The sequence below is a fragment of the Thermomonospora echinospora genome (assembly GCF_900108175.1).
GTDB classification, from domain to species: domain Bacteria; phylum Actinomycetota; class Actinomycetes; order Streptosporangiales; family Streptosporangiaceae; genus Thermomonospora; species Thermomonospora echinospora.
In genome coordinates, this window is record NZ_FNVO01000007.1 from 235,095 (window position 1) to 261,783 (window position 26,689).

The 26,689-nt window shown below is 73.2% G+C and carries 29 protein-coding genes; 8 read left to right on the forward strand and 21 right to left on the reverse strand.

Features of this window, described 5'->3' with window-relative positions; translation table 11 throughout:
* Positions 1–50: 50 nt before the first annotated feature.
* From C4U03_RS18560 to C4U03_RS18575, 4 genes are all read left to right on the forward strand, one after another.
* The gene (locus C4U03_RS18560; protein WP_235017952.1) at positions 51–593 is read left to right on the forward strand and encodes a CGNR zinc finger domain-containing protein; all 543 of its coding nucleotides are present in this window, start codon (positions 51–53) and stop codon (positions 591–593) included.
* 68 nt (positions 594–661) lie between these two features.
* Positions 662–1,216: a GNAT family N-acetyltransferase gene (locus C4U03_RS18565; RefSeq protein ID WP_103939048.1), complete on the forward strand. Its 555-nt coding sequence runs from the start codon at positions 662–664 to the stop codon at positions 1,214–1,216.
* Positions 1,217–1,416: 200 nt separating this feature from the next.
* The gene (locus C4U03_RS18570; RefSeq protein ID WP_103939049.1) at positions 1,417–3,078 is read left to right on the forward strand and encodes an MFS transporter; all 1,662 of its coding nucleotides are present in this window, start codon (positions 1,417–1,419) and stop codon (positions 3,076–3,078) included.
* Positions 3,079–3,081: 3 nt separating this feature from the next.
* Positions 3,082–3,948 (forward strand): 1,4-dihydroxy-2-naphthoate polyprenyltransferase, encoded by an 867-nt coding sequence (locus C4U03_RS18575; protein WP_103939050.1) that lies wholly within the window; start codon positions 3,082–3,084, stop codon positions 3,946–3,948.
* Here C4U03_RS18575 and C4U03_RS18580 read toward each other — a convergent pair.
* Together C4U03_RS18580 and C4U03_RS18585 are read right to left on the reverse strand one after the other, a co-directional pair.
* Positions 3,945–4,946, reverse strand: coding sequence for a hypothetical protein (locus C4U03_RS18580; protein WP_103939051.1), 1,002 nt, complete (start codon positions 4,944–4,946; stop codon positions 3,945–3,947). The genes C4U03_RS18575 and C4U03_RS18580 overlap by 4 nt on opposite strands.
* A gap of 90 nt (positions 4,947–5,036) precedes the next feature.
* On the reverse strand, positions 5,037–5,720 hold the full coding sequence (locus C4U03_RS18585; RefSeq protein ID WP_103939052.1) for a uracil-DNA glycosylase: 684 nt from the start codon (positions 5,718–5,720) through the stop codon (positions 5,037–5,039).
* Positions 5,721–5,820: 100 nt separating this feature from the next.
* Here C4U03_RS18585 and modA point away from each other — a divergent pair, with 100 nt between their 5' ends.
* Positions 5,821–6,576, forward strand: a complete 756-nt coding sequence (gene modA, locus C4U03_RS18590; protein ID WP_103939053.1) for a molybdate ABC transporter substrate-binding protein — start codon at positions 5,821–5,823, stop codon at positions 6,574–6,576.
* Between the two features lie 95 nt (positions 6,577–6,671).
* Here the strand turns inward: modA and C4U03_RS18600 are convergent, their stop codons facing one another.
* From C4U03_RS18600 to rimP, 17 genes are all read right to left on the reverse strand, one after another.
* The gene (locus tag C4U03_RS18600) at positions 6,672–7,514 is read right to left on the reverse strand and encodes an SCO6745 family protein (protein WP_103939054.1); all 843 of its coding nucleotides are present in this window, start codon (positions 7,512–7,514) and stop codon (positions 6,672–6,674) included.
* A 13-nt stretch (positions 7,515–7,527) separates the two neighbouring features.
* Positions 7,528–7,680, reverse strand: coding sequence for a hypothetical protein (locus C4U03_RS41910; RefSeq protein ID WP_235017953.1), 153 nt, complete (start codon positions 7,678–7,680; stop codon positions 7,528–7,530).
* A gap of 11 nt (positions 7,681–7,691) precedes the next feature.
* Positions 7,692–8,288: a transglutaminase-like domain-containing protein gene (locus tag C4U03_RS18605; protein WP_103939055.1), complete on the reverse strand. Its 597-nt coding sequence runs from the start codon at positions 8,286–8,288 to the stop codon at positions 7,692–7,694.
* Positions 8,285–9,025: a 4-hydroxy-tetrahydrodipicolinate reductase gene (dapB, locus tag C4U03_RS18610; RefSeq protein ID WP_103939056.1), complete on the reverse strand. Its 741-nt coding sequence runs from the start codon at positions 9,023–9,025 to the stop codon at positions 8,285–8,287. The genes C4U03_RS18605 and dapB overlap by 4 nt, the downstream gene beginning before the upstream one ends.
* A gap of 93 nt (positions 9,026–9,118) precedes the next feature.
* Positions 9,119–9,490, reverse strand: coding sequence for a phage holin family protein (locus C4U03_RS18615; protein WP_103939057.1), 372 nt, complete (start codon positions 9,488–9,490; stop codon positions 9,119–9,121).
* Between the two features lie 49 nt (positions 9,491–9,539).
* Positions 9,540–10,865, reverse strand: coding sequence for a M16 family metallopeptidase (locus tag C4U03_RS18620; RefSeq protein ID WP_200827311.1), 1,326 nt, complete (start codon positions 10,863–10,865; stop codon positions 9,540–9,542).
* 134 nt (positions 10,866–10,999) lie between these two features.
* The gene (locus tag C4U03_RS18625; RefSeq protein WP_407701437.1) at positions 11,000–13,330 is read right to left on the reverse strand and encodes a polyribonucleotide nucleotidyltransferase; all 2,331 of its coding nucleotides are present in this window, start codon (positions 13,328–13,330) and stop codon (positions 11,000–11,002) included.
* A gap of 245 nt (positions 13,331–13,575) precedes the next feature.
* Positions 13,576–13,845, reverse strand: coding sequence for a 30S ribosomal protein S15 (rpsO, locus tag C4U03_RS18630; protein ID WP_103939059.1), 270 nt, complete (start codon positions 13,843–13,845; stop codon positions 13,576–13,578).
* Positions 13,846–14,073: 228 nt separating this feature from the next.
* Positions 14,074–15,015 carry a bifunctional riboflavin kinase/FAD synthetase gene (locus C4U03_RS18635; protein ID WP_103939164.1) on the reverse strand — a complete coding sequence of 314 codons (942 nt, stop codon included), beginning with the start codon at positions 15,013–15,015 and terminating at the stop codon, positions 14,074–14,076.
* A 194-nt stretch (positions 15,016–15,209) separates the two neighbouring features.
* Positions 15,210–16,079 (reverse strand): tRNA pseudouridine(55) synthase TruB, encoded by an 870-nt coding sequence (gene truB, locus C4U03_RS18640; RefSeq protein WP_103939060.1) that lies wholly within the window; start codon positions 16,077–16,079, stop codon positions 15,210–15,212.
* Positions 16,076–17,155 carry a DHH family phosphoesterase gene (locus C4U03_RS18645; protein ID WP_327373088.1) on the reverse strand — a complete coding sequence of 360 codons (1,080 nt, stop codon included), beginning with the start codon at positions 17,153–17,155 and terminating at the stop codon, positions 16,076–16,078. Before C4U03_RS18645 ends, truB begins: the two co-directional genes overlap by 4 nt.
* A 127-nt stretch (positions 17,156–17,282) precedes the next feature.
* Positions 17,283–17,756, reverse strand: coding sequence for a 30S ribosome-binding factor RbfA (rbfA, locus tag C4U03_RS18650; protein WP_103939062.1), 474 nt, complete (start codon positions 17,754–17,756; stop codon positions 17,283–17,285).
* A 59-nt stretch (positions 17,757–17,815) separates the two neighbouring features.
* Entirely contained in the window at positions 17,816–18,112 is a 297-nt protein-coding gene (locus C4U03_RS18655) for a DUF503 domain-containing protein (RefSeq protein ID WP_103939063.1), read from the reverse strand.
* Positions 18,113–18,325: 213 nt separating this feature from the next.
* A complete protein-coding gene (gene infB, locus C4U03_RS18660) occupies positions 18,326–21,382 on the reverse strand; it encodes a translation initiation factor IF-2 (protein WP_103939064.1) in 3,057 nt (1,018 codons plus the stop codon).
* Positions 21,383–21,492: 110 nt separating this feature from the next.
* A complete protein-coding gene (locus tag C4U03_RS18665; RefSeq protein WP_327373091.1) occupies positions 21,493–21,846 on the reverse strand; it encodes a YlxR family protein in 354 nt (117 codons plus the stop codon).
* Entirely contained in the window at positions 21,812–22,876 is a 1,065-nt protein-coding gene (gene nusA, locus C4U03_RS18670) for a transcription termination factor NusA (RefSeq protein ID WP_103939165.1), read from the reverse strand. The genes C4U03_RS18665 and nusA overlap by 35 nt, the downstream gene beginning before the upstream one ends.
* A gap of 24 nt (positions 22,877–22,900) precedes the next feature.
* Positions 22,901–23,428, reverse strand: a complete 528-nt coding sequence (rimP, locus tag C4U03_RS18675) for a ribosome maturation factor RimP (protein ID WP_407701438.1) — start codon at positions 23,426–23,428, stop codon at positions 22,901–22,903.
* Between the two features lie 330 nt (positions 23,429–23,758).
* On the opposite strand from rimP, the gene C4U03_RS18680 reads away from it, so the two are divergent.
* Both C4U03_RS18680 and C4U03_RS18685 read left to right on the forward strand, forming a co-directional pair.
* Positions 23,759–24,265 (forward strand): ferritin-like domain-containing protein, encoded by a 507-nt coding sequence (locus tag C4U03_RS18680; RefSeq protein WP_103939067.1) that lies wholly within the window; start codon positions 23,759–23,761, stop codon positions 24,263–24,265.
* Positions 24,262–24,720, forward strand: coding sequence for a ferritin-like domain-containing protein (locus C4U03_RS18685; RefSeq protein ID WP_103939068.1), 459 nt, complete (start codon positions 24,262–24,264; stop codon positions 24,718–24,720). The genes C4U03_RS18680 and C4U03_RS18685 overlap by 4 nt, the downstream gene beginning before the upstream one ends.
* Positions 24,721–24,736: 16 nt before the next feature.
* Here C4U03_RS18685 and add read toward each other — a convergent pair whose 3' ends face one another.
* Positions 24,737–25,753, reverse strand: coding sequence for an adenosine deaminase (gene add / locus C4U03_RS18690; protein ID WP_103939069.1), 1,017 nt, complete (start codon positions 25,751–25,753; stop codon positions 24,737–24,739).
* 70 nt (positions 25,754–25,823) lie between these two features.
* Positions 25,824–25,955: a hypothetical protein gene (locus tag C4U03_RS42535; RefSeq protein ID WP_268817516.1), complete on the reverse strand. Its 132-nt coding sequence runs from the start codon at positions 25,953–25,955 to the stop codon at positions 25,824–25,826.
* A 107-nt stretch (positions 25,956–26,062) separates the two neighbouring features.
* On the opposite strand from C4U03_RS42535, the gene C4U03_RS18695 reads away from it, so the two are divergent.
* Positions 26,063–26,683, forward strand: coding sequence for a pentapeptide repeat-containing protein (locus C4U03_RS18695; protein WP_103939070.1), 621 nt, complete (start codon positions 26,063–26,065; stop codon positions 26,681–26,683).
* Positions 26,684–26,689: the final 6 nt, after the last annotated feature.

Consider the following 26,689-nt stretch of genomic DNA (forward strand, 5'->3'; position numbering starts at 1 on the left):
TCGACCGCATAACCGGTGATCGCGATATGCCGTGTCATTACGATGGAGGGGTGACCGGCTCGGACGCCGCCCTGCTCCTGCGGGACTTCGTCAACACGCTCGATATGGACAGCTCCACCGATGCGCTCGCCGCCCCGGACGGGCTCGGCCGGTGGCTGGCCGAGCACGGCCTGCCCGCGTCCGGCTCCCCGGCCCCCGGCGAGGAGGAGTTGGCCATCGCCGTCGCGCTGCGCGAGGGGCTGCGCGCCGCGATGCTCGGCCACCACGGGTCCGGTGCGGAGGACGTCCCCGCGCAACTGCAGGACGTGCTGGCCCTGCTGCCGCTGCGGGTGGCGCTGACCCCCGCCGGGCCGGCGCTCGTCCCCGCCTGCGGCGGAGCACTGGGCGCGCTGGCCGGGCTGGCGGCGGCGATCACGGACGCGGCGGCGGACGGAAGCTGGCGGCGGCTGAAGGTCTGCCCGCAGGACACCTGCCGATGGGCGTTCCTGGACACTTCCAAGAACCGCTCCCGCACCTGGTGCTCGATGCGGGTGTGCGGCAACCGCACCAAGACCCGGGCGTACCGGGCCCGCCGCCGCTCCGGAACGCCCTGACGGCGCGTTCCGGAGCATCCGCTATAGCCTGGCTCCGCCACCCACGACGATCAACGGAGAGGACGGTCATGGCCGACGTCGGCGTACGGCCCGCCCGCCGGGCGGATGCGGCGGCGGTCGCCGACATCCAGGTGCGGGCCTGGCGGGAGGGTTACCGGGATCTGCTGCCGGCCGCCGTGCTCGCCGAGGTGACCGGCCCGCAGGCCGTGGCGGTGTGGCGGGACCGCTGGACCGAGGCCGCCACCGCCCCGCCCGGACCGCGGCACCGGCTGCTGGTCGCCGTCTCCGCCGACCTGGTGGTCGGCTTCGCCGCGCACGCCCCCGCCACGGACCCCGACCTGGACCCGGCCGTCACCGCCGAACTGGTGACGCTGCTGGTCGACCCGCTGCACGGCCGCGCCGGGCACGGCAGCCGACTGCTGGCCGCCACCGCCGACCTGCTGCGCGAGGACGGCTTCGGCACCGTGGTCGCCTGGGTCTTCGAGGGGGACACCGCGATGCGCCGCTTCCTGGGCTCGGCGGGCTGGGCGCCCGACGGGGCCCGGCGCACCCTGGACATGGGCGAACCCGTCGTGATGATCCGGCTGCACACCGATATATCCGCCGGTGGCGGCCGGGACTGATTCCTGGGCGCCTGTGCACGGCTCCTCCGCCGCCGCCCCGGGCACGCCGCCGGGCCGCCCGGCCCGGGGTCCTTGCGGAGGGGCCGGAGCAGACCCTTCGGCCCTGGCGGTTATGTTGGAGACGTACCTTCCGTCCGTGCGTCCACCAGTACGTTCCCCTCGCACGTTCCCACCGCACGTTCCCGAGCCAGGATGATCGATTGAGCGCGCCCGCGACCGCCACCTCCACCTCACCCGACGCGGAGCGTTCCAGCCGACGCCGACGCCGGCTGGCCCTGGTGATCATGAGCCTGGGCGTCTCGCTGATCGTGGTGGACGCCACCATCGTCAACGTCCTGATCCCGCAGATGGTCGACGGGCTGGGGCTGACCACCGACGACGCCCAGTGGGTCACCTCCAGCTATCCGATGGTCTTCGCGGCGCTGCTGATCCCGCTCGGGCGGGCCGGCGACCTGGTCGGGCGGCGCCGGATGTTCCTGCTGGGGGTGGCGGTGTTCATGGCTGCCAGCCTGCTGGCGGCGGCGGCACCGGGTGGCACCTCGCTGGTGGCCGCCCGGGCGCTGCAGGGCGTCGGCGCCTCGATGATCATGCCGGCCACGCTGTCCACGGTGAACGCGATGTTCACCGGGCGGGAGCGGGCCGTCGCCTTCGGGATCTGGGGATCGCTGATCGGCGGGATGGCCGCGCTGGGCCCGCTGCTGGGCGGCGCGATCGCAACCTCGCTGAGCTGGCGCTGGGCGTTCGGGATCAACCTGCCGCTGGGGCTGGCGCTGATCGCCGGGGCGCTGGCGTTCATGCCCGAGACCCGGCAGCCGCAGGTGCGCGGCGTCGACTGGGCCGGCGGGGCGCTGGCCATGCTGGGCATGGGCGCGCTGGTCTGCGGGATCATCGAGGGCCCCTGGTACGGCTGGTGGACGCCGCTGCGGCCGTTCGGCCTCGGGCCGTTCGACTGGCCGCTGGGCGGGCTCTCGCCGGTGCCGGTGGCGCTGTTCCTCGGAGTCGTGCTGCTCGCCGCCCTGGCCGTGGTCGAACGGGCGCGCAGCGCGGCCGGGCGGCCGGTGATGCTGGATCCGGCGCTGCTGCGGATCGCGTCCTTCCGCCAGGGGAACCTGACCGCCGGGCTGGTCAGCGTGGGCGAGCTGGGACTGCTGTTCGTGCTGCCGCTGTTCCTGGTGGGGGTGCACGGCGACTCGCCCCTGCAGATCAGTGTGGCCATCCTGCCGCTGGCCGTGGGCGCGTTCCTGGCCGGGCCGTTCGCGGGACGGCTGGCCGCCCGGCGGGGCGCCCACCAGGTGGTGCGGCTGGGCCTGGCGCTGGAGGTCGTCGCGGTGCTGGCGATCGGGCTGACCCTGACGGCCACCACCGGCGGCTGGGGGCTGGCCCCGTGGATGCTGACCTACGGGGTCGGGCTAGGCCTGGCCTCCGCGCAGCTGACCAGCGTGTGCCTGGCCGACGTCCCGCCCGCCCACGCCGGGCAGGCCTCCGGCACCCAGTCGACGTCGCGCCAGCTCGGCGCGGCGCTGGGCATCGCGCTCATCGGCACCGTGTTCGCCACCGGCCTCGGCCGCCAGATGGCCGACCGGCTGGAGCGGACGGCGCTGCCCGCCGACCGGCAGGCCGCCGTCGTCCACGAGCTGCGCAAGAGCGCCGGCACGTACGCCCGCGACCTGCACCGCACGCCGGGGGCGCGGATCGAGGCTCAGGCCGCCGGTGAGAGCTTGGCCGCCGCCACCCGGGACGCCATGCTGGCCACCTCCGCCGTCCTCACGCTGGGCCTGGCGATGAGCCTGCGGCTGCGCCCGGACGGCGCGCCGCATCGGGAAGAATCAGACCCCATGACAACGCACGAGATCGGAGCGTGATCGGTGGCCACGCTTGCGCAGTGGATCGCCGGATCCCGTCCCCGCACCCTGCCCGCCTCCCTGGTCCCGGTCATCGCCGGCACCGGTGTCGCCGTCGGCGCGGGCCACGCCGTGTGGTGGCGCGCCGGGCTGGCCGGGATCGTCGCCCTGGCGCTGCAGGTCGGGGTCAACTACTCCAACGACTACAGCGACGGCATCCGCGGCACTGACGACGCGCGGGTTGGCCCGCTGCGGCTGGTCGGCTCCGGGGCGGCCCGGCCCCGCAGCGTGCTGGCCGCCGCGCTGGGCTGCTTCCTGGTCGCCGCCGTCGCCGGGCTGGTGCTGGCCGCGGTGACGACCTGGTGGCTGCTGCTGGTCGGCGCCGCCGCCATCGTTGCCGCCTGGTTCTACACCGGCGGCAAGAACCCCTACGGCTATCGGGCGCTGGGCGAGGTCTCGGTGTTCGTCTTCTTCGGGCTGGTGGCCGTGGTGGGCACCGTCTACGTGCAGCTCGAGCGGGTGCCGTGGGAGGCGTGGGCGGCGGCGGTGCCGATCGGGCTGCTGGCGTGCGCGCTGCTGGTGGCCAACAACCTGCGCGACGTCCCCACCGACACCGAGTCCGGCAAGCGGACCCTGGCCGTCCTGCTCGGCGGGCCGCGCACCCGGATCCTGTACGCCGCGTGCACGGCCCTGCCGTTCCCCATCGCCCTGGCCATGGCCGCCCCGCGCCCGTGGGTGCTGCTGGCGCTGCTGGCCACGCCGCTGTCGCTGCCGCCCACGCAGAAGGTGATGCAGGGAGCCAAGGGCGCCGCGCTGATCCCGGTGCTGGGCGAGACGGGACGCCTGCAGGTCGCCTACGGCACCCTGCTGGCCGTCGGCCTGGCGCTCTAGGGGCGCCGCCCGGTCTCCTCCCGGTCGGTCAGCAGGACGGCCCCGGTCAGGCCCATCAACAGCCCGGCGAGCAGGCCGAACAGCAGTGTGTAGTCGTTCAGCACGGTGCTCTGCTCGCCCAGGCCGCCCGGCTGCCCCAAGACGACCACCAGCCCGTACAGCGACCAAGCGAAGACGGATCCGGAGCCGACCCAGGCGGCGGCCAGCGGGCGCCACAGCGGGCCGCTCCCCCGGCGGTACACCAGCGTCAGCAGGCCGCCGGCACCCGCCAGTGCCATGACCGCCCACACTCCGTTGACCAGGGAGGCCGTCGCCGTCCGGACCGCGGCGGACTCCTCGGCGATCCCGGCCGTGCCACCGAACGCCCAGTACAGCTGGACGGCGGCGTAGCCGGCGACCAGGACGGCGGCGGCAACGGCCAGCACGGCTTGCAGCGGCCTGGTCCTCCCCTGGGCCAGCTCGGCGGTCCCCAGCCGAAACAGGTCCGCCCAGCGGTCCCGGGCGTACAGCGTGAACGCCGCCGCCAACCCGGCGGCCTGGAGGGTGAAGCCGCCGTAGACCATGGCGTACACCCAGCCCTCCAGCCCCGCTTCGGAGCCTCCCACGCCCGCCGGGCCGGTGAGGGACTCGATCACCACGACCGGCATGGCGCTCAGCGCGATCGGGGCCAGCAGCCCGACCCCCACCCAGATCGGCGTGAGCACCAGCCACGCCGGGACGTGCCGCCCCCAGCGATAGGTGAACGTCAGCGCCACCACGGCGGCCAGCGCGTCCATGCCCAGCGTGATCGCGTTGGCCACGTACAGCGCGGAGCCCTCGGCCTCCGCCGGGTCCTTCCACCCGACGGTGCCGCCGCCCAGCCAGGCGATCTTGAGGGTCAGGTAGGGGACACAGGCGGCGATGGTCAGGTAGCAGGCGGCCAGCCGTGCGGTCCGAATCCGTCGCCGGTCACGGGGCGCGGCGGGCGCCTGCGGTACGGCATGTGTCGTGGTGGTCATGCCACCAGCCTGCACGCCCGTACCCGCGTGGGCCTCCCGCCACAGGACCGATGGGCTCCCCCGTCCGGGGGAGCCCATCGGCCGCGACGGTCACGCCGGCAGTGCCCAGTCGATCTCGGGCAGGCCCGCGTCGGTCAGCGCCTTGTTGACGGCGCTGAACGGGCGGGTGCCGAAGAACTTCTTGGCGCTCAACGGGCTGGGGTGCGCCGACTCGATCACCACGTGGGCGGGGTTGGTCACCAGCCGGGCCTTCTTGCGCGCGTAGGCCCCCCACAGCACGAACACCACCCGCTCGTCCTTGGCGTTCAGGGCGGTGATGGCGGCGTCGGTGAACTCCTCCCAGCCCTTGCCCGCGTGGGAGCCCGCCTCGCCCGCCCGGACCGTCAGCACCGCGTTGAGCAGCAGCACGCCCTGCGCCGCCCAGGGCGTCAGGTCGCCGCTCTTGGCGACCGGCACCTCCAGGTCCGCCGCCAGCTCCTTGTAGATGTTGCGCAGCGACGGCGGCAGCCTGACGCCCTCACGCACGCTGAAGCTGAGCCCGTGCGCCTGGCCGGGGCCGTGGTAGGGGTCCTGGCCGAGGATCAACACGCGGGCGTCGTCGTAGCGGCACCGCCGGAAGGCGTTGAACAGGTCCTCCCGCGCCGGATAGACCGTATGCCGCTCGTACTCGGCCTCGACGAACGCGCCGAGCGCGGCCGTGGCCAGGGGGTCGAGCAGCGGGTCGAGCCGCTCGCGCCAGTCGGCGGGCAGCAGCTCCATCAGGTCGAGGGACATCGTCGGGCCTCCGGGGGAAGTCATCGGACACCCAGGACCCTATGACGGGCCACCGACAACGCACCGGCGAAACACGACCTCGGCCCTATGATCACCACATATGCCTCTTCGCCCTCTGCTGCGCCGTCTCGCCGCGTGCGCCGGCGTCCTACTGCTCGCCCCGGCCGTCGCGGGATGCGGCGAATCCTCCGCGCCGGTGACGCTGACCGTGTTCGCCCCGCCCTCCCTGACGGAGGTGTTCACCGAGCTGGGCGCGGTGTACGGGCGCTCCCACGGGGTCAAGGTGCGGCTGGTCTTCGGCGGCTCGCCCGAGCTGGTCGAGCGCCTGCGGGAGCGGCAGCGCGCCGACGTGCTGGTGACCGGCGACGAGACCGCCATGCAGACGGCGGCCAAGTACGTAGGCGCCCGACGGATCGTCGCGCGCAACTCGATGACGATCGCGGTCGCCCCCGGCAATCCCCGGGAGATCCACGGCGTCACCGACCTGATCCGCCCCGGCTTGCGGGTCGTCCTCGGCTCGTCGACGACGCCCGTGGGCCGGTACGCGCGCCAGATCACGGCCAAGGAGGGCCTGACCGTGCGGGCGTCCTCCGAGGAGATCAGCGCCCGCGCGGTGCTCACCCGGGTCCGCACCGGCGAGGCGGACGCGGGGATCGTCTACATCACCGACATGCGCTCGGCCGGCGCCGCGGCCAGCAGCGTCCCCATCCCCGCCGACCAGAACGTGACCGTCGCCTACCCGGCCGCCCCCGTCCTCAACAGCGACCATCCCGAGGCCGCCCGGACCCTGTTCACCTGGCTGACCTCCGCCCAGGCCCGGCCCGTCCTGCACCGCCACGGCTTCGTCCCGCCCTGACCGCCGCCCAGGCCGCCGCCCAGGCCGCCGCCCAGGCCGCGCCGCCCAGGCCGCCGCCCAGGCCGCGCCGCCCAGGCCGCCGCTCAGGCCGCCGCTCAGGCCGGACGCGGCAGGCCCATGGGGTTGGGGAAGCCGATGGCCGGGGCGACGTCACGGGCCAGCGCGCCCAGCAGGGCGACCAGCCCGTCCGGATCGGGCACCACCCGGTAGGGGTCCACGGCCAGCTCGTCGGTGCGGGCCTCGATGCTCGCGCGCAGCGCCCGCCCGGCCTCGGTGACGGCGCCCTCGGCGGTCACCAGACCGCGTTCGGCCAGCCGGGTGACCGCCGCCGCCCAGTCCTCGGCCGACCAGGCCCGGGTCCGCTGCAGCAGTTCGGCGGGGACGCCCTCCGCCGCCGACAGCAGGACGTGGACCGCGCAACCGTCCAGGCCCTCGGCAGCCAGCAGGGCGACGTGCCCGTCCCCGCGATGCTCGCGCAGCGTCGTGGCAGCCTGCCAGAGCGCCTGCACGGGGTCCTCGGGCATGGGCAGGTCGCGGTTGGCGCCGAACAGGGGACGGCCCGGCGTGTCGGCGGCCTCGATCGCCGCGGCCAGGCCCGGGTTGAGCGCCGCGGCGGCCTCGTCCACGCCGGGGGCGAGCCGGCGCAGCGCCTTGGCGGCGGCCTCGGCGCGGGCCTGCAGGATCGCGGCGGGCTCGGCGAAGCCCCAGGCGTCCGGGATCGCCCGGCGCACCATCGCCGGGTGGAAGTTGTAGAAGGTCGCCTCGACCACACCGGCCGGGACGGGACCGAGCGGGGCCGCACGCGAGCCGAAATAGCCCATCCAGTAGCCGCGCAGGCCCACCGCACGGTTGGCCTCGACGCACTCGTCGGCGAAGTAGGTGACGGCGTGCACGGGCTCCATGACCCGCCACACGGCGCGGGCGAACGATGGTTCCATCGGCGAGTTCTCCTCAACGTCGGATACGGCCCCGGAGGGTGAGGACGGCCAGGCTCGGCAGGACGGGGCCGAGGAGGCGCAGCGCGAGTCCGATCCACTCGCCCGCCGTCAGCCCCTGGTCCCAGCCTCGCAGCAGTGAGGTGGACGCGCCGGGCGACCGAGGCAAGAGCGGTGCGCTCAGCCGTCCAGCGAAGCCGGCAGGCCGCCCTGCTCGCACATCGCGAGGCAGTCGTCATGCGTCCGCAGGGCTCTCAGCACGGCGGGGACAGGGGTGGCGTAGACGGTCAGGTGGTCGATCTCGCCGAGTTCGGGGCGCGCCGTGTAGGCGAGACGATCCTCGGTGGCGGAGAACTCCACGTCGATGCCCGGCTTGTTGCCGCGCGGGTCGAGGCGGACCCAGTGGTCCTCCAGCAGGACGGCCGCCAGGCCGTGCAGGAAGAACGACGAGCCGTCGGTCAGGCGCTGGTAACACAGCCCCGCCTCCACTCCCCCCGCCCGCAGCAGCGCCACGTACAGGTGCGCCTTGGCGTAGCACAGGCCGGTGCGTTCGCGCAGCACGTCGGAGGCGCGCCAGGTGACGCGGCGGTCCCCGGCGTCCAGGGAGTGGGCGACCTCGTCGCGGACGAGTTCGAAGGCAGCCCGCGCGAAGGCGACGTCGTCGCCGGTGCGCAGGGTCGCGGCGGCCGAGACGATCAGCTCGTGCTCGACGTCGATCGCCTCGTCCGCGCCGAGGTACTCCCAGGGCTCGGCGGCCAGGCTCAGCGGCGGTCTCACAGGCCCAGCAGCGACTCGATGCCGACGGTGAGGCGGTCGGGCAGACCGGCCACCCGGCGGACGGCCAGCAATACGCCGGGCATGAACGACTCGCGGTTCATCGAGTCGTGCCGGAGGGTGAAGACCTCCCCGTGGCCGCCCAGCAGCACCTCCTGGTGGGCGATCAGGCCGGCCAGCCGGACGGCGTGCACCCGCACGCCCTCGACATCGGCGCCGCGGGCCCCGTCGAGCTCGGAGGTGGTGGCGTCCGGAGAGGGGCCGGCGCCGGCCGCGGCGCGGGCCTCGGCGATCAGCTCGGCGGTGCGGTGGGCGGTGCCGCTGGGGGCGTCGGCCTTGTTCGGGTGGTGCAGCTCGACAATCTCGACGGACTCGAAGAACGGCGCGGCGCGGCGGGCGAAGTCCATCATCAGCACGGCACCGATGCCGAAGTTGGGGCCGATGAGCACGTTGCCGCCGGGGTGGGCCTCCTGCCAGGAACGCACCTCGGCCACCCGCTCGGGGCCGAACCCGCTGGTGCCGACGACGGTGTGCAGGCCCTGCTCGACGCACCAGCGCAGGTTGTCCATGACCACGCCGGGGTGGGTGAAGTCCACGACGACCTCGGCGGCGGTCAGCGCCTCCCGCGCGTCGCCCTGGTCGACGGCGGCGACCAGCTCCAGGTCGTCGGCGCCCTCCACGGCCCGGCACACCTCGGCCCCCATCCGGCCCCGCGCGCCCAGCACCCCAACCTTGATCACGATCGTCCCTCCGCTTCCTCGGCCCTGCCCGAAAAGGGGTCGGTCGAGCCTATCGCGGCAGGTGGAGCCGGTGCGGGCGGTCCGGCGGCGGGGTCAGTCGTCGGTGAGTACCAGGTTCAACAGCCAGCTCACCACGCCGACGATGATCGCGCCCCAGAACGCCGGCCAGAACCACTCGACGCGGAACGGCAGGTCCAGCTCCCCGGCCGCCCAGCCGGCCAGCGCCAGCAGCGCGGCATTGACCACCAGCGCGAACAGTCCCAGCGTCAGCACGTAGAACGCGCAGCCCAGGGTCTTGATCACCGGCTTGATGAACGCGTTCACCAGGCCGAAGATCACCGCCACCACCAGCAGCGTGCCGGCCTGCTCGGCCGTGCCGCCGGCCGTCACGTCCACCCCGCTCACCAGCACGGTCGCCACCCACAGCGCCACGGCGGTGGTCAGCACCCGGATCAGCACGTTCATGGACGAAGCGTACCCGGGCCCGCCAAGGCCTCCCTCGGTCCAGGAGGTCTCACAGCACGAAGTCGCGGTCCCCGAAGGGCCCGATCACGGTGAGGGTGTCGAGCTGCGCCAGCACCTGACGGCCGACCTCGCGGACGTCGTCGAGGGTGACCGCCTCGACGCGGGCGAGCACCTCGTCCACCGGCATCAGCCGCTCGTAGACCAGCTCGCTCTTGCCGAGCCGGCTCATCCGAGAGCCGGTGTCCTCCAGCCCCAGCACCATCGATCCGCGCAGCTGGCCCTTGCCCCGCTCCAGCTCTTCCTCGTCGAGCCCGCCGTCGGCCAGCCTGGCCACCTCGTCCCGACAGATCGACAGCACCTCATCGACCTTGCCGGGCTGGCAGCCGGCGTACACCCCGAACGTGCCGGTGTCGGCGTACTGCGCGGTGTAGCTGTAGACCGAGTACGCCAGCCCGCGCTTCTCGCGGACCTCCTGGAACAGCCGGGACGACATCCCGCCGCCGAGGGCCGCGTTCAGCACGCCGAGCGCGAACCGGCGTTCGTCGGTGCGTGACACCCCGAGCCCACCGAGCACCAGGTTGGCCTGCTCGGTGTCCTTGTCGATCACCCGTACGCCCGGCCGGACCGGCGCGGGCCCGCCGCCGAGGCGGGGCGGGGCGGGGCGGTCGTCGCCGGCCGGCCGGCCGGCGAACGCCTCGGCGACCCGCCGCACCACGTCGTCGTGGTCGATGTTGCCGGCCACCGCGACCACCAGGTTGGGGGTCAGGTAGTGCTCGCGGTAGTAGCGGTCGATGACGTCCCGGGACAGCGCGTTGATCGTCTCGACCGTGCCCAGGATCGGCCGGCCCAGCGGGACGTCCCCGTACAGCGCGAGGGCGAACTCGTCGTGCACCAGGTCCCCGGGGTCGTCGTCGCGCATGGCGATCTCCTCCAGGATCACCCCGCGCTCGGCCTCCACGTCCTCGGCCCGGTTCAGTGACCCGATGACCATGTCGGACACCACGTCCACCGCCAGCGGCAGGTCGGTGTCCAGCACCCGCGCGTAGTAGCAGGTGTACTCCTTGGCGGTGAAGGCGTTCAGGTCGCCGCCGACCGCGTCCAGCGCCGCGGAGATCTCCAGCGCCGAGCGCCGCCGGGTGCCCTTGAACAGGGTGTGCTCCAGGTAGTGGGAGGCGCCCGCGTCCTGGGCCGCCTCGTCCCGAGAGCCGACCCCGGCCCAGATCCCGAACGCCGCCGAGCGCACCGTCGGCATCGTCTCGGTGATGACGCGCAGCCCCCCGGGCAGCACGGTGCGCCGGACAGCGCCCGCCCCGTCCACGCCGGGGTGGATCGTGTGTGTGGTGCCGGGCTCCTGTGCCCTCGCCGACAGCGTCACGCCGTGCTCGCCTTCATTGGTCCGTACCTCTTCCGTACGACGGCCGGCCGACGTGACCCACAGGTCCGCCGGCCGGCCGCCGCATGTCTCGTCACGGGCGGACCGGAGGGCGTCCCTCCGGTCCGCCGCCGGGCTCAGGAGTTGCGCTGGCCGCCCTCGCGGCTGCGGGTGCGGCGCCGGCGCGGCCGGTCGGCGGCCTGGCGCTCGCCGCCCTCGCCGTCGGCCGGCTCCTCCCCACCATCGCCGGCGGCCTCGGTGCGCTCGGTGCGCTCGGTTGCCTCGCGCTCGACCACCTCGACCGGGACCAGCGACAGCTTGCCGCGCTGGTCGATCTCGGTGACCTCGACCTGGATCTTGTCGCCGACCTTGACGTAGTCCTCCACGTTCTCGATCCGCACCCCGCCGTGCAGCTTGCGGATCTGCGAGACGTGCAGCAGGCCGTCCTTGCCGGGCAGCAGCGACACGAACGCGCCGAACGTGGTGGTCTTGACGACCGTGCCCAGGTAGCGCTCGCCGATCTCCGGCATGTGCGGGTTGGCGATCGCGTTGATCGCCTGCCGCGCCGCCTCCGCGGACGGGCCGTCGACCGCGCCCACGTAGATGGTGCCGTCGTCCTCGATGGTGATGTCGGCGCCGGTGTCGTCCTGGATCGAGTTGATCATCTTGCCCTTGGGGCCGATCACCTCGCCGATCTTGTCGACCGGGACCTTGATGGTGATGATCCGCGGCGCGTACGGGCTCATCTCCGCGGGCCCGGAGATGGCCTCGCCCATCACGTCCAGGATCGCCAGCCGGGCCGCCTTGGCCTGCTTGAGCGCGGCGGCCAGCACCGAGGCGGGGATGCCGTCCAGCTTGGTGTCCAGCTGCAGCGCGGTGATCAGCTCGCGGGTGCCGGCGACCTTGAAGTCCATGTCGCCGAAGGCGTCCTCGGCGCCGAGGATGTCGGTCAGCGTGACGTACTGGCCGCCCTCGTGGATGAGGCCCATCGCGATGCCGGCCACCATCCCCTTCAGCGGCACGCCCGCGTCCAGCAGCGACATCGTGGACGCGCAGACCGAGCCCATCGAGGTCGAGCCGTTGGAGCCGAGCGCCTCCGACACCTGCCGGATGGCGTACGGGAACTCCTCGCGCGAGGGCAGCACCGGGATCAGCGCCCGCTCGGCGAGCGCGCCGTGCCCGATCTCACGCCGCTTGGGCGAGCCGACCCGGCCGGTCTCCCCGGTGGAGTACGGCGGGAAGTTGTAGTTGTGCATGTAGCGCTTGGTGCGCTCGGGGTTGAGCGTGTCGATCATCTGCTCCATGCGGAGCATGTTCAGCGTGGTCACGCCCATGATCTGGGTCTCGCCCCGCTCGAACAGCGCCGAGCCGTGCACCCGCGGGACCACGTGCACCTCGGCCGACAGCTGCCGGATGTCCTTGACGCCCCGACCGTCGATGCGCACCCCGTCGCGGGTGATCCGCTCGCGGATCAGCTTCTTGGTGACCGCCCGGAACGCCGCCGCCAGCTCCTTGTCGCGGCCCTCGAACTCCGGCAGCAGCTTCTCGATCGTGGCGGCCCGCAGCTCCTCGAGCCTGATCTCGCGCTCCTGCTTGCCGGCGATCGTCAGCGCCTGGGTCAGGTCCGCCGACACGGTGCCGGTGACCGCCTCCAGCACGTCGTCGGTGTAGTCCAGGAAGACCGGGAACTCGGTGGTCTCCTTACCGGCCGCGGCGGCCAGCTCGCGCTGCGCCTCGCACAGCACCCGGATGAACGGCTTGGCCGCCTCCAGGCCCTCGGCGACGCTCTCCTCGGTCGGCGCAGCGGCACCCTCGGCGACCAGCTTGAGGGTGTCGCGGGTGGACTCGGCCTCCACCATCATGATGGCGACGTCGCCGTCCTCCAGCGTGCGGCCGGCCACCACCATGTCGAAGGTGGCGCGCTCCAGCTCGCCGTGGGTCGGGAAGGCCACCCACTGGCCCTCGATCAGGGCGACGCGCACCCCGCCGATCGGGCCGGAGAACGGGATGCCCGACAGCTGGGTGGACATCGAGGCGGCGTTGATGGCGACCACGTCGTACAGGTGGTCGGGGTGCAGCGACAGGATCGTCTCGATGACCTGGATCTCGTTGCGCAGGCCCTTGGCGAAGGACGGGCGCAGCGGCCGGTCGATGAGCCGGCAGGTGAGGATGGCGTCCTCGGAGGGACGACCCTCACGGCGGAAGAACGAGCCGGGGATCCGCCCGGCGGCGTACATCCGCTCCTCCACGTCCACGGTCAGCGGGAAGAAGTCCAGGTTCTCCTTGGGCTTCTTGGAGGCGGTCGTGGACGACAGCACCATGGTCTCGTCATCGAGGTAGACGACGGCCGAGCCGCCCGCCTGCCGGGCCAGCCGGCCCGTCTCGAAGCGCAGGGTGCGGGTGCCGAACGCACCATTGTCGATCACGGCTTCGACGGTCTGTGCTCCGTCGATACGCACGGGTTCCACAGGGATACTCCTTCGTTGCGTGTCCATCCCGCGAACGAGCCCTGTGGTTTCGCTGGTGCCGGTCTTCGATCGAAGCCCACGGATCGGAGCCGATCCGGAGGCCACTACCGAGGACCGGCCGCGCCACACGCCGGCTTCCGGGGTCGCGGGTTGTCCTCTTCTTCAGTTGTCAGGGCGGTACATACCCGATGCGGCCGCCATATGCGAGAGGGAGTGGCCCTTGGGCGGGCCACCCCCTCACCGGCCTAGCGGCGCAGACCGAGACGCTCGATCAGCTGCCGGTAGCGGTTGATGTCCTTGTCGGCAAGGTACTTCAGCAACCGGCGGCGACGGCCGACCAGCAGCAGCAGGCCGCGCCGGCTGTGGTGGTCGTGCTTGTGCACCTTGAGGTGCTCGGTCAGGTCGTTGATCCGGCGGGTCAGCAGCGCGACCTGGACCTCCGGGGATCCGGTGTCACCCTCACTGGTCGCGTACTCGGCGATGATCTGGTTCTTGGTGGCGGTGTCGAGCGACACAGGGCTCCTTCTGATGGTCGTCACCCGCAGATCCCGGCGTCACAGAGTCCGCGCACGGGTCCGCATGGTGCGTTTGGGAAGCGTCCCGCCGCATGAGGGTGCAGCGGAACAGGGCCGGGCCCACCCCGGCGATTCTTCACGGTACCACGCCGGAACGCCCGTGCCGTCACAACCGGGAACGCTCCGTGGCGGCCGGAGCCCCGGCACCGGCGGCCGCGGCGGCGCGCGTCAGGCGGTCAGCTCACGGGCGCGGGCCACGTCGCGGTGCATCTCCTCGACCAGCGCCTCGACCGAGTCGAACTTGAGGGTGTCGCGGATACGCTCGGTGAAGTCCACCGCCACGTGCTCGCCGTACAGGTCGAGGTCGTCACGGTCCAGCGCGTACGCCTCGACAGTGCGCTCGCCGGGCCCCTCGAACGTGGGGTTGGTGCCGATGGAGATCGCCGCCGGCCAGCGGCAGGCCGGGTAGCGGTCGGAGTCGCACACCAGGAAGCCCGCGTACACGCCGTCGGCCGGAATGGCCACATGCGGCATGGTCTCCAGGTTGGCGGTGGGGAAGCCGAGCGCCCGTCCCCGCTGGTGACCGCGCACCACCACGCCCTCCACCCGGTGCGGGCGGCCCAGTGCCGTGGCGGCGGCCGTCACGTCCCCGGCGGCGAGCCGGCCCCTGATGTAGGTGGAGGAGATCGTGTCCCCGTCGGCCACCAGCGGCATCCCCTCGGCGGTGAAGTCGTACTTGTCGCCCAGCTCGCGCAGCAGCGCCACGTCACCCTTGGCCTTGTGGCCGAAGCGGAAGTCCTCCCCGACGATCACGTGCGCCGCGTGCAGCCGGTCCACCAGCACCGACTGGACGAACTCGTCGGGGCTCATCCGCGACAGCTCCAGGGTGAACGGCAGCAGGATCACCACGTCGGTGCCCAGCTCCTCCAGCAGTTCGGCCCGGCGCCGGGTGGACGACAGCAGCGGCGGGTGGGTACCCGGCCGCACCACCTCGTCGGGGTGCGGGTCGAAGGTGATGACCACCGACCGCAGCCCCCGCTCGCGGGCCAGTCGGGCGGCCGTCCCGACGATCCGTTGGTGCCCCCGGTGGACACCGTCGAAGACGCCGATGGTGACCACCGATCTGCCCCAGTCGGCGGGAACCTCGTCGAGGCCGTGCCAGCGCCGCACCATGCTCTCCCTGCGTAGGACCGTCAGCCGTCCGGGGGCGTGGCCGCCCCCGCTTCGCTGTCACAAGACTGCCACGTCGTCACGGGGTCCTCCGACCGCGGGGGCGTGTTTTCGGCCTCTTCCCGCCCCGCGGGAAGGGGTTGCGGCGGATGTCCCGCCTCGTCCCCGGCCGCCGGGCGGGACGTGCCCCGCGGTCAACCGGTGAAGACGGCCAGCGGCTTGGCCACCTTGCCCTGTTCCTCGACCAGGGCGAGCAGGGCGCCGTCGGGGGCGAAGACGCCGACCGGGCCCGGCCCCAGCCCGGCGGCCGGCAGCCGCCCGCCGTGCGCGACGGTCCTGGCCTGCTCGGCGGTCACGTCCCGGCGCGGGAACGCGGCGGCGACCGCGTCGCCGATGGGCAGCACCTCGCAGCGTTCGGCGAGCTGGTCCAAGGTACGGGCCAGGTCCAGCCCGTACGGGCCGACCCGGGTGCGGCGCAGCGCGGTCAGGTGCCCGCCGGTGCCGAGCGCGGCGCCCAGGTCCCGGGCCAGCGCGCGGATGTAGGTGCCCGACGAGCAGGTGATCGTGGCGTCCACGTCGATCAGGTCGCCGGCGCGGCGGACCGCGGTCACCATGAACTCCGACACGGTCACCGGCCGGGCCGCCAGCTCAACCTCCTCGCCCTTGCGGGCCATCTTGTAGGCCCGCTGGCCGTTCACCTTGATCGCGCTGACCTGCGGCGGCACCTGCAGGATCTCGCCGGTCAGCGCCTTGATCGCGGTGGTCAGCTCGGCGTCGGTCACCGCGCCGGCCGGCGCGGCGGCGGTGATCTCGCCCTCGGCATCGTCGGTGTTGGTGGACTGGCCCAGCCGGATGGTGGCCTCGTAGACCTTCTCGGTGAGCGCCAGGTGCCCCAGCAGCCGGGTCGCCTTGTCGATCCCGACCACCAGCACGCCGGTGGCCATGGGGTCCAGGGTGCCGGCGTGCCCCACCCGGCGGGTGCCCGCCAGGCGGCGCAGCCGGGCGACCACGTCGTGCGAGGTCCACTCGGCCGGCTTGTCCACGATGACCAGGCCCGATGTCATGAGGTCTCCCTTGCGGCGGGGGTGCCGGCACAGTCGCCGACCGGACTGGTCAGCAGCTCGCGCAGCCGGTCGATGGCCGCCGCCGGCGTGCAGTCGCAGGTGTAGGCGGCGGCCAGCCGGTGCCCGCCGCCGCCGAGCTCGACGCACACCCGGCCGACGTCCACCCGCCCCTTGGAACGGGTGGACACGTACCAGCGGCCGTCGTCGGTCTCCTTGCAGACCACCGCGACCTCGGCCTCGTCGGCCCGACGCAGCTGGTCGATCACGCCCTCCAGCTGGTCGTAGCGGACGTCGCGGGCGGCCCGGTCGGCCCGGCTGATCGTGGTCCACACCAGGCCCAGCCCGCCGACCGCCTCCGGCTCGAACCGGGCCCGGCCCAGCGCCCCGCCGAGCACCTGCAGGTAGCCGAACGGGGCGCGGTCCCACAGCTCGCGGCCGACCGTGTCGGGCCGGACCCCGGCGGCCAGCAGCCGCCCGGCCATGCCGTGCACCTCCGGCGTGGTGGAGCCGTACTTGAACGAGCCGGTGTCGCTGGCCAGCCCGGCGTACAGGCCACAGGCGATGTCCCGGGTCAGCGGGACGCCGAGCCGCTCGATGAGCCGCTCGGTGAGCACCGCAGTGGCCGCGGCGGCGGGGTCGACCAGCCGCACCGTGCCGAACCCGGTGTTGGAGGCGTGGTGGTCGATGACGATCAGCTCCCGGGCCCGGCCGGCGGGCCCGGCCAGCGAGCCGAGCCGCTCCAGCGACGCCGCGTCGAACGTGATCATCAGCTCCGGGGCCGCGGGCACCCGGCCGGGCTCGGCCAGCAGTTCCTGGCCGGGCAGGAAGCCCAGGCTGGCCGGCACCGTGAACGGCTCGCCGAAGGAGGCGGCGCAGCGCCTGCCCAGCGTCCGCAGCGCCTGCCCGAAGGCCAGCATCGACCCCAGTGCGTCGCCGTCCGGTGACACGTGGCAGGCCAGCCAGACCTCCCCGGCGGCCTCGATCAGCCGCACCGCCCGCTCCCACCGGTCCTGCTCGGACGCCCCGTCACGGGCGTGTCCGGCGGCGGTGGGCACGGGCATCGTCCTGTCGCTCACGTTCCCGCCCTCGGCTCGCCTGCCGCACGGCCGTCCGGTGCCGCAGACGGCCGGACCGCCCGCGGACGGTCCGGCCCGTTGCCGTGCCCGCTTCCGGCCGACGGCGCCGTGTGCGCCACCGGCCCGCTCACGGTGAAGAGTGTCCCTTGCCGCCGTCGGCGTCGACGTCGCTTTCGGCATCCTCCTCACCGACGCGATAGGGATTGGCCTCCCCCGCGGGGCTGGCCCCCTCGGCCGCCTTGGCCACCTGCTCGTCGTGGGCCCGGGCCCGGGCCAGCAGGTCGTCGATCTGCCGGGCGTTGTCCATCACCGCGTCGAACTCGAAGGTCAGCGTGGGAGTGTGCCGGATCCCGGTCCGCCGGCCGACCTCGGAGCGGATGATCCCCTTGGCGCTCTCCAGCGCCGCCGCGGTGTCGGCCCGCTCGCCCTCCGAGCCGTACACCGTGTAGTAGACCGTGGCGTCCCGCAGGTCGCCGGTGACCTTGGCGTCGGTCACCGTGACGAACCCGAGCCGGGGATCCTTGATACGGCGTTCCAGCATCTCGGCCACGATCTGCTGGATCCGGTCGGCGAGCTTGCGCGCCCGAGCCGCGTCCACCATGTCTGTCCGTCCTCGTCTTGTCTTGTGGGGGATCTGGGAGATCCCCCTACCCCGAACGGCTAGTCGTCCTCGCCGTACAACCGCCGCCGTGCCGAGAGCATCTCGACCTCGGGGCGGCCGGCCACCAGCCGTTCGCAGGCGTCCAGGACCTCGGTGCAGTTGCCGGCGGTGGCCGACACCACCGCCACGCCGATCTCCGCCCGCCGGTGCAGGTCGTTGGCGCCGGTCTCGGCGACCGCGACGGCGGGGAACCTCCTGCGCACCTCGGCCACGATCGGCCGCACGACCGACCGCTTCTGCTTCAGCGACCGCACGTCGCCGAGCAGCAGGTCGAACGTCAACGCACCCACATACACCTAACCCATCACCCCGGGTGTCGAGTCCCGCCGAACGTCAGGCCCGCAAACCCCCCACGCTCCATGGGCCGGAGACCGACGCCAGGGGGCGTGGGGGGTGGGGCTTCCCCACATCGGGGGCCCGGGGGTCACCCCCCGGGTCGGCACAGCGGGCGGGGCCACCGGCGAAGTCGGCCGTCAGGCCGACGAGCACGGTGACCCCGCCCCGCCTGCTCAGTCGCGCGGCTTCTCCCGCATCTCGAAGCACTCGATGACATCGTCGAGCTTGACGTCCTGGTACCCGATGCCGATACCGCACTCGAAGCCCTCGCGGACCTCGGTCACATCGTCCTTCTCGCGGCGCAGCGAGGAGACGGTGAGGTTGTCGGCGACCACGGTCCCCTGGCGCACCAGGCGGGCCTTGGCACCGCGCTGGATGACGCCCGACTGGACCATGCAGCCGGCCACGTTGCCGATCCGCGGCACCTTGAAGATCGCGCGGATCTCCGCGGTACCGAGCTGGACCTCCTCGAACTCCGGCTTGAGCATGCCCTTGAGGGCCGCCTCCACCTCTTCGATCGCCTGGTAGATGATCGAGTAGAAGCGGATGTCCACGCCCTCGCGGTCGGCCGCCTCCTGCGCGTTGCGCTCCGGCCGGACGTTGAAGCCGATGATCACCGCGCCGTCGGAGGCCACCGCCAGGTTGACGTCGTCCTGCGTGATCGCGCCGACGCCGCGGCGGATGACCCGCAGGTTGACCTCCTCGCCCACGTCGATCTTCAGCAGCGAGTCCTCCAGCGCCTCCACCGAGCCGGACACGTCGCCCTTGAGGATGAGCAGCAGTTCCTGCCGCTCGCCCTTCTTGAGGCGCTCCATGATCTCCTCCAGCGACCCGGAGGGCCGGGCGCGCAGGAGTTCGGCGTTGCGCTTGCGTGCAGTGCGCTTGTCGGCGATCTGACGGGCCACCCGGTCGTCCTCGACGACCAGGAAGTTGTCGCCCGCGCTGGGCACCGCGGTCAGGCCGAGCACCTGCACCGGTCGCGACGGCCCGGCCTCCTCGACGGGCTTGTAGTTCTCGTCGAGCATCGCCCGCACCCGGCCGTGCGCCACACCGCAGACGATCGAGTCGCCGACCCGCAGGGTGCCGCGCTGCACCAGCACGGTCGCCACCGCGCCCCGGCCGCGGTCCAGGTGCGCCTCGATGGCGACGCCCTGGGCGTCCATGTCCGGGTTGGCCTTCAGGTCCAGTTCGGCGTCGGCGGTCAGGACGATCGCCTCAAGCAGTCCGTCGAGGTTGATGCCCTGCTTGGCGGACACGTCCACGAACAGGGTCTGACCGCCGTACTCCTCGGCGACCAGGCCGTACTCGGTGAGCTGGGCCCGCACCCGCTGCGGGTCGGCGCCCTCCTTGTCGATCTTGTTGACCGCCACCACGATCGGCACCCCGGCCGCCGTGGCGTGGTCGATCGCCTCGGTGGTCTGCGGCTTGACCCCGTCGTCGGCGGCGACCACCAGCACCACCAGGTCGGTGGTGTCGGCACCGCGGGCACGCATGGCGGTGAACGCCTCGTGACCCGGGGTGTCGATGAAGGTGATCTTGCGGTCCTCGCCGTCGACCTCGGTCTGCACCTGGTAGGCGCCGATGTGCTGGGTGATGCCGCCGGCCTCGCCGGCCACCACGTTGGCGTTGCGGATCGCGTCCAGCAGCTTGGTCTTACCGTGGTCGACGTGACCCATGACGGTCACCACCGGCGGCCGGACCGCCAGCTCCTCCTCGCCACCGCTGTCCTCGCCGAACTCGATGTCGAACGACTCCAGCAGCTCGCGGTCCTCGTCCTCGGGCGAGACCACCTGGACGTCGAAGTCCAGCTCGGCGCCGAGCAGCTTGAGGGTGTCCTCGCTGACCGACTGAGTCGCGGTGACCATCTCGCCGAGGTGCAGCATGATCTGCACCAGCGACGCCGGGTTGGCGCCGATCTTCTCGGCGAAGTCGGTCAGCGAGGCGCCCTGCGGCAGCTTGATGGCCTTGCCGCCGCCGCGCGGAGCCTGGACGCCGCCGATGGCGGGCGCCTGCATGTTGTCGAACTCTTGACGCCGCTGCTTCTTGGACTTGCGGCCACGTGCCGGGCGACCACCTGGACGCCCGAAGGCACCCGCCGTACCGCCACGGCCACGGCCGCCGCCACCGGGACGCGGACCGCCGAAGCCGCCACCGCCACCGGGACGACCACCGCCGCCACCACCGGGACGCGGACCGCCGAAGCCGCCGCCACCACCGGGACGACCCGCACCGGCCGGACGACCGCCACCGGGACGACCACCACCGGGACGACCGCCGCCGCCACCACCGGGACCGCGCCCACCGCCCGGTCCCCCGGTGCTGGGCCGCGAGGGCATGTTCATCGGGCTCGGCCGCGGACCGCCCGGACGCGGCGGCATACCGCCGCCACCGCCGGGACGCGGACCGCCGGCCCCAGGACCGGGACGCGGCGCGGCCGGACGCGGACCACCGGGCCGGTCGCCGCCGCGCGGGCCGCGGTCGCCCTGGCGCTCACCGGGGGGCGGGCCGGGACGCGGACCGGGCTTGGGCGTGGTCCCCATGCCGGTGTTGGTCGAGCTGAACGGGTTGTTGCCCGGACGCGGGGCGCCCGGACGTCCGCCACCCTGGCGCGGGCCGGGACGGGGGCCCGGCTTGGGCGCGCGAGGACCCGGCTTGGGCACCGCGGGACCGCCATGGCCGCCGTGGCCGCCCTGACCGGCGGCGGGACCGCCGGGCACGGGCGGAGCCTTGGGGCCCGCCTGCGCGGCGGGCGCCTGCGGCCGGGGACGGCCGCCGCCCGGGGCGCTCGGCGCACTCGGCACCTGCTGCACGGGGGCCTGCGGAACGGGACCCGGACGCGGCGCCGTACGGCCCGCGCCGCCACCGCCGGGCCGGGGACCCTCGGGACGAGGACCCTCGGGCCGGGGACCCTGGGGACCGGGCCGCGGGCCCGGCTTAGGCGCGGGGCCCGGCCTGGGCACCGCGGGGCGGGCGCCGCCGTCGGCGCCCACGGGCGGCCTGGGGGCCGCCTGCTCGGGCCGCCGGCCGGGAGCCTGCGGCCTGCGGCCGCCGCCCTTGCCGGAGCCCTGAGAAGAATTGGAGAAAGCTTCGGTAAGCCTTCGAACGACCGGCGCCTCGATCGTGGAGGACGCCGACCGTACGAACTCGCCCATTTCCTGGAGCTTGGCCATGACGACCTTGCTCTCGACACCGAACTCCTTGGCGAGTTCGTAAACCCGGACCTTCGCCACTGCACTCCCTACTCGACCCGGGAGGTAGCGGCCTCCGGGCCGTCGCTAACTTGCCGTACTCATCGCGGCGTGCTCATCGAGCGCTCATAGCAATCTCGACCTGCTTCCGACTAGACGTCGCTTACCGTTCGGCCGTCCTCCTGCCGCCTGGCCTGTGCCTCGAGGCGTTCCCGCAGCATGCTCGGATCGAGCGGCCCCGCCAGGCGAAAGGCCCGGGGGAACGCCCGACGACGCTCTGCAAGCTCGAGACATCCCAGGTCGGGGTGTATGGAGGCACCCCTTCCCGGCAGCCGCCCGCGGGGGTCGGGGACGATCACGCCCTCGACCGCCACCAGGCGCAGCAGGTCGGACTTGGCCGTGCGAACCCGGCAGCCCACGCAGGTACGGCATGGGCCATCACCCTGAGCGGCCGGGCCACGTCTCATGAGTCTACCGCGCCGACGCGTCGGCGGGACCTGTCGCATGCTCCGTACTTGATCCGGACGTGTCGGACCCGGCCCGACCCGTCCCGGTGGCCTGGCCCGGACCGGGCGGGGCCGGCTGCTCGGTGTCGGGCCGGATGTCGATCCGCCAGCCGGTCAGCCGAGCCGCCAGCCGGGCGTTCTGCCCCTCTTTGCCGATGGCCAGCGACAGCTGGTAGTCGGGCACGATCACCCGAGCCACCCGGCCGCCCTCGTCGACCACCTGCACGCCGCTCACCCGGGCGGGCGAGAGCGCGTTGCCGACGAACTCGGCCGGATCCTCCGACCAGTCGATGATGTCGATCTTCTCTCCGTGCAGCTCGTGCATCACGTTGCGGACCCGGCTGCCCATCGGGCCGATGCACGCCCCCTTGGCGTTCACCCCGGCCTTGCGGGACCGTACCGCGATCTTGGTACGGTGCCCGGCCTCCCGGGCGATGGCCGCGATCTCCACGGTGCCGTCGGCGATCTCGGGCACCTCCAGCGCGAACAGCTTGCGGACCAGGTTGGGGTGGGTCCGCGACAGCTGCACCGACGGGCCCCGGTGGCCCTTGCGCACCTGCACCACGTAGGCCCGCAGCCGGTCGCCGTGCTCATAGGACTCGCCCGGCACCTGCTCCTGCGGGGGCAGCACCGCCTCGATCCGGCCCAGGTCCACCAGCACGTTGCGTGGGTCCTTGCCCTGCTGGATCACGCCGGAGACGATGTCGCCCTCGCGGCCGGCATACTCCCCGAACGTCAGCTCGTCCTCGGCGTCGCGCAGCTTCTGCAGGATGACCTGCTTGGCCGTGGTCGCCGCGATACGGCTGAAACCCTCGGGGGTGTCGTCATATTCCCGGAGGGTGTTGCCCTCCTCGTCGATCTCCGCCGCCCACACCGTCACGTGCCCGCTTCTGCGGTCCAGCTCCACCCGCGCCTTCGGCGCCGCCCCCTCCGTGCGGTGGTAGGCGATCAGCATGGCGTCTTCGATGGCCTTGACGACCAGATCGAGCGAGATGTCCTTCTCGCTCTCGAGGCTGCGCAGCGCAGCCATGTCGATGTCCACGTAAGCTCCCCCTCAGTTCCCGGCCTCGTCGGTTCCCGGGTCGGCGGGCTCGTCGTCGTCATCGCCGGACCCGGCCCGCCCCTCGACCCGCTCCTCCGGACGGCGGAACTCCACCTGCACCCTGCCGCGGCCCAGCTCGCCGTGGCCGAACCGGCGCCGCCGGCCGGCGATCTCCAGGACCACCGCGTCGTCGTCGGCGGCGACCACCCGCCCCTCGACCTGGCCGCCGTCGGCCAGCGCCGTGCGCACCAGCCGGCCGGTCGCGCGCCGCCAGTGCCGCGGCTCGGTCAGCGGCCGGTCCACGCCGGGCGAGGTGACCTCCAGGACGTACGGGGCGTTGCCCATCACGTCGGTGTCGTCGAGCGCGCTGGACACCGTCTGGTTCAGGCTCGCCACGTCGTCCAGGCTCACGCCGCCGTCGGCGTCCACCACGACGCGCACCAGCCGACGCCGCCCGGCGGGCTTGACGTCCAGCTCCTCCAGGTCCAGGCCCTGCTCGGCGACCAGTGGCCCCACCAGCCGGGTGAGCTCGGCCTGCAGCTGCGCCCGCGACGGGCCACCCCCGGAGGTGGGTCGCCCCTCCCGGTGGCCGGTGGGCCGCCCGTCCCGGTGGGGAGCCCGCCGAGCGCGGCCACGGTCGGATTCGACGCTCATGGGGGACCTCCTCCTGGTACGGACGCCGCAGTTTACGTATTCAAGCCTATCGACAGGCGGGCTCAGCAGCGTTCTTTCGGTCGGGCACCCGGCGCGGCGGTGACGCGGCGGAACACCCGTGTGCGCTGTGGAATACTGCCTGACCGCGTCACTTCACGCCACGGGCGTCACGTGCCGACACGACGGTCACATCACGACACGGGCCAGGAGAACGGCTTGCGACCAGCCAGGACACCGGCGGGACCGGCCGTGTCGCGGCGGACGCTGCTGGGCGGCGCCGTGTCGGCCGCAGCGCTCGGCGGGTGCGCCGAGAAGGGGCCGCGGGTGCCCGCGCCCCTGCCGGACGTCGCCGTCCTGACCGCCGCGATCGCCGCCGAGCAGCGCCTGGTCGCGCTGTACGAGGCGGCGCTGCGGGCTCATCCGGGCCTCGGCAAGCGGCTAAACCCCGTGCTCGCGCATCACCGCGAACACCTGGGGGCCTTGCGACGCCATTACATCCCTGGGACCGAAAAGGTCACCGCCACCGCGTCGCCGGCGGCACCGCCCGAGGTCCCCGGCAAGGAGTCACAGGTGCTGGGGCTGCTGCGCCGTGTCGAGGGCGAGGCGGCCGGGGCCCGGGTAAACGATGTGCAGCGGGTGACGCCAGAGATGGCCCAGTTGCTGGCCAGCATCGGCGCCTGCGAGGCCGGGCACGCAGCGATGCTGACCGAGGACGAGGGATGAGCCGCACCGTCGAGGCGCTGCAGGCGGCGCTGGCCGCCGAGCACGCCGCCGTCTACGGGTACGGGGTGGTGGGCGCCGGGTTGAGCGGCGCCGGGCAGGAGACGGCCCGCCTGGTCATGAACGCGCACCGGACCCGCCGCGACCAGCTCACGGCGCACCTGGTGCAGCGGCGGGCGCGGCCGGTGGCCGCCGCTGCCGCCTACCGGCTGCCGGTCCGGGTGACCTCGGCGAAGACGGCCGCCGAACTCGCCGCCGTCCTGGAGGACCGGGCGCTGGCCGCCCATCTGGCCCTGGCCGGCGCCGAGGAGGCGGACCTGCGCCGGTACGCGGCGCTCGCCATGCAGGAGGCCATGAGCCGGTCGGTCGGCTGGCGCCGGAGTGCGGGGGGTCGGGCCGTCCCGCCGGCGTTCCCCGGGCTGCCGCAGGGCGCGCCGGCGCCCCGGTCCCGCCGATGACGCTCGACCGCTGACCTCAGCCGCTGACGGTGTCGATCTCGGTGAGGATCTCCGCCTGCCCCACCGCGTCGAGAAAAGACGCGCGCACGGCGTTGCGGGCCAGGTCGGCCAGGTCCCCCGGGCCCAGGCCGAACACGTCGGCGGCCACCCTGTACTCGCCGGTCAGAGAGGTGCCGAACATGGGCGGGTCGTCGCTGTTGAGCGTGACGTATAGGCCCTCCTCCAGCATCCGCGGCAGGGGGTGCGCGGCGTGCTCGGCCACCTGCCCGGTGCGGACGTTGGAGGTCGGGCAGACCTCCAACGGCAGGCGGGTCTCTCGCAGGTGGTCAATCAGCCGCCGGTCGTCCAGGCAGCTGATGCCGTGCCCGATGCGCTCGGCGCCCAGCCCGTCGATCGCCTCCCAGATGGTCTCGGGCCCCGTCATCTCCCCTGCGTGCGGAAGGCTGTGCAGTCCCGCAGCGACGGCCGCTCGGAAGGCGTCGCGGAAGGCGTCCGCGTGGGCGGCCCTCACCTGCTCAACGCCGCCGAGTCCGAGGCCGACCAGCCGTTCGGGCGGGTGGTGCAGGGCGTGATCGACGGTGGCGCGGGCCCCCGCGCCACCGTGCTGGCCCGCGATGTCGAAGATGTAGGCGACGCGGATGCCGTGGCGTTCGCTCGCCTGGCGGGCCGCCACATCCAGCGCCTCGGTGACGGCCGGCATGCTCATCCCGGCGAGCACGTGGGTGTAGGGGGTCACGGTGAGCTCGACGTATCGGACGCGTTGCGCCGCCAGGTCGCGGGCGGCGCCCAACACGAGCGTGGCGATGTCCTCCGGCCGCCGGACGACGTCGCTGACCGCCTGATACACCTCGGCGAAGTGCCGGAAGTCGCGGAACTTGTAGAAGCCGCGCAGGCCCTCGGGAGTGCGTGGAAGGCGGCTATCGGGGTGACCGGCGGCCAGTTCCAGCACAGTCTGCACCGAGGCGGAACCTACCAAGTGAACGTGAAGTTCCACCTTGGGCAGTAGGTCGATGAAGTCGTAGATCCAAGTCATGTCAGGAAAGTAACAATCGACCGACCGATGGGGCACCAGCTACCAAGAGAACTTGACACAAAGTCGTCAGTTATCCCGGATCGGGCGTCGCGAGCCCGTTCAGCAGTACGTCGAGCGCCTTGCGGCGGCGTTCAGGAGGAACGACGGCATCGGCCATCCGCATGAACGCGGCGACGTCCTCGACCGTCACGTCCTCGTGCAACCGGGCGACGGTTGCGGGGCAAGGCTGTGCTCACCGTGGAATGACAGAGGGGGTCGGTAGCGTCGGCGCAATGCGCACCCGACCCGGTCCCATGACCGCCTACGAGCATGGCTGACCGCAAGCACGGGCGGCCCGTGCCGCCCACCGACATCACGATCCGTTCGGAGGACTGGGACGGCCGGGACCTGTCCGGCCATGAGCATGCCAACGTGGCCTTCGTGGACGTGGATATGACCGAGGCGTCCGGGCGGGGGGCGGTATTCAGCGAGTGCGTCTTCCGGGGGGTGCGGTTCAACGCCTCCACGCACACGGACGCCGCGTTCGTGAACTGCACGTTCGTGCGGTGCTCGTTCTTCGACACCGCCTTCACCGGGTGCAAGCTCGTCGGGAGCATGTTCGACGGCTGCACGTACGGGCTGCTGAAGGCGGAGGGCGGCGACTGGTCATTCGCCGGGCTGCCCGGGGCCGATCTGCGCGGCTCGTCGTTCACCGGGGTGCGGATGCGGGAGGCGGACCTGACCGGGGCACGCTGCGCGGGGGCGTCCTTCCGCGACGTCGACCTGTCCGGCGCCTGGCTGCACAAGGCCGACCTGTCCGGCTGCGACCTGCGCGGCAGCAACCTGTCGTCGCTGGATCCGCGCACCGCCGCGCTGGCCGGCGCGGTGATCGACCCCGTTCAGGCGATCGTGCTCGCCGGGGCGCTGGGGCTGGAGGTCAGGGACCCGTGAGCGGCC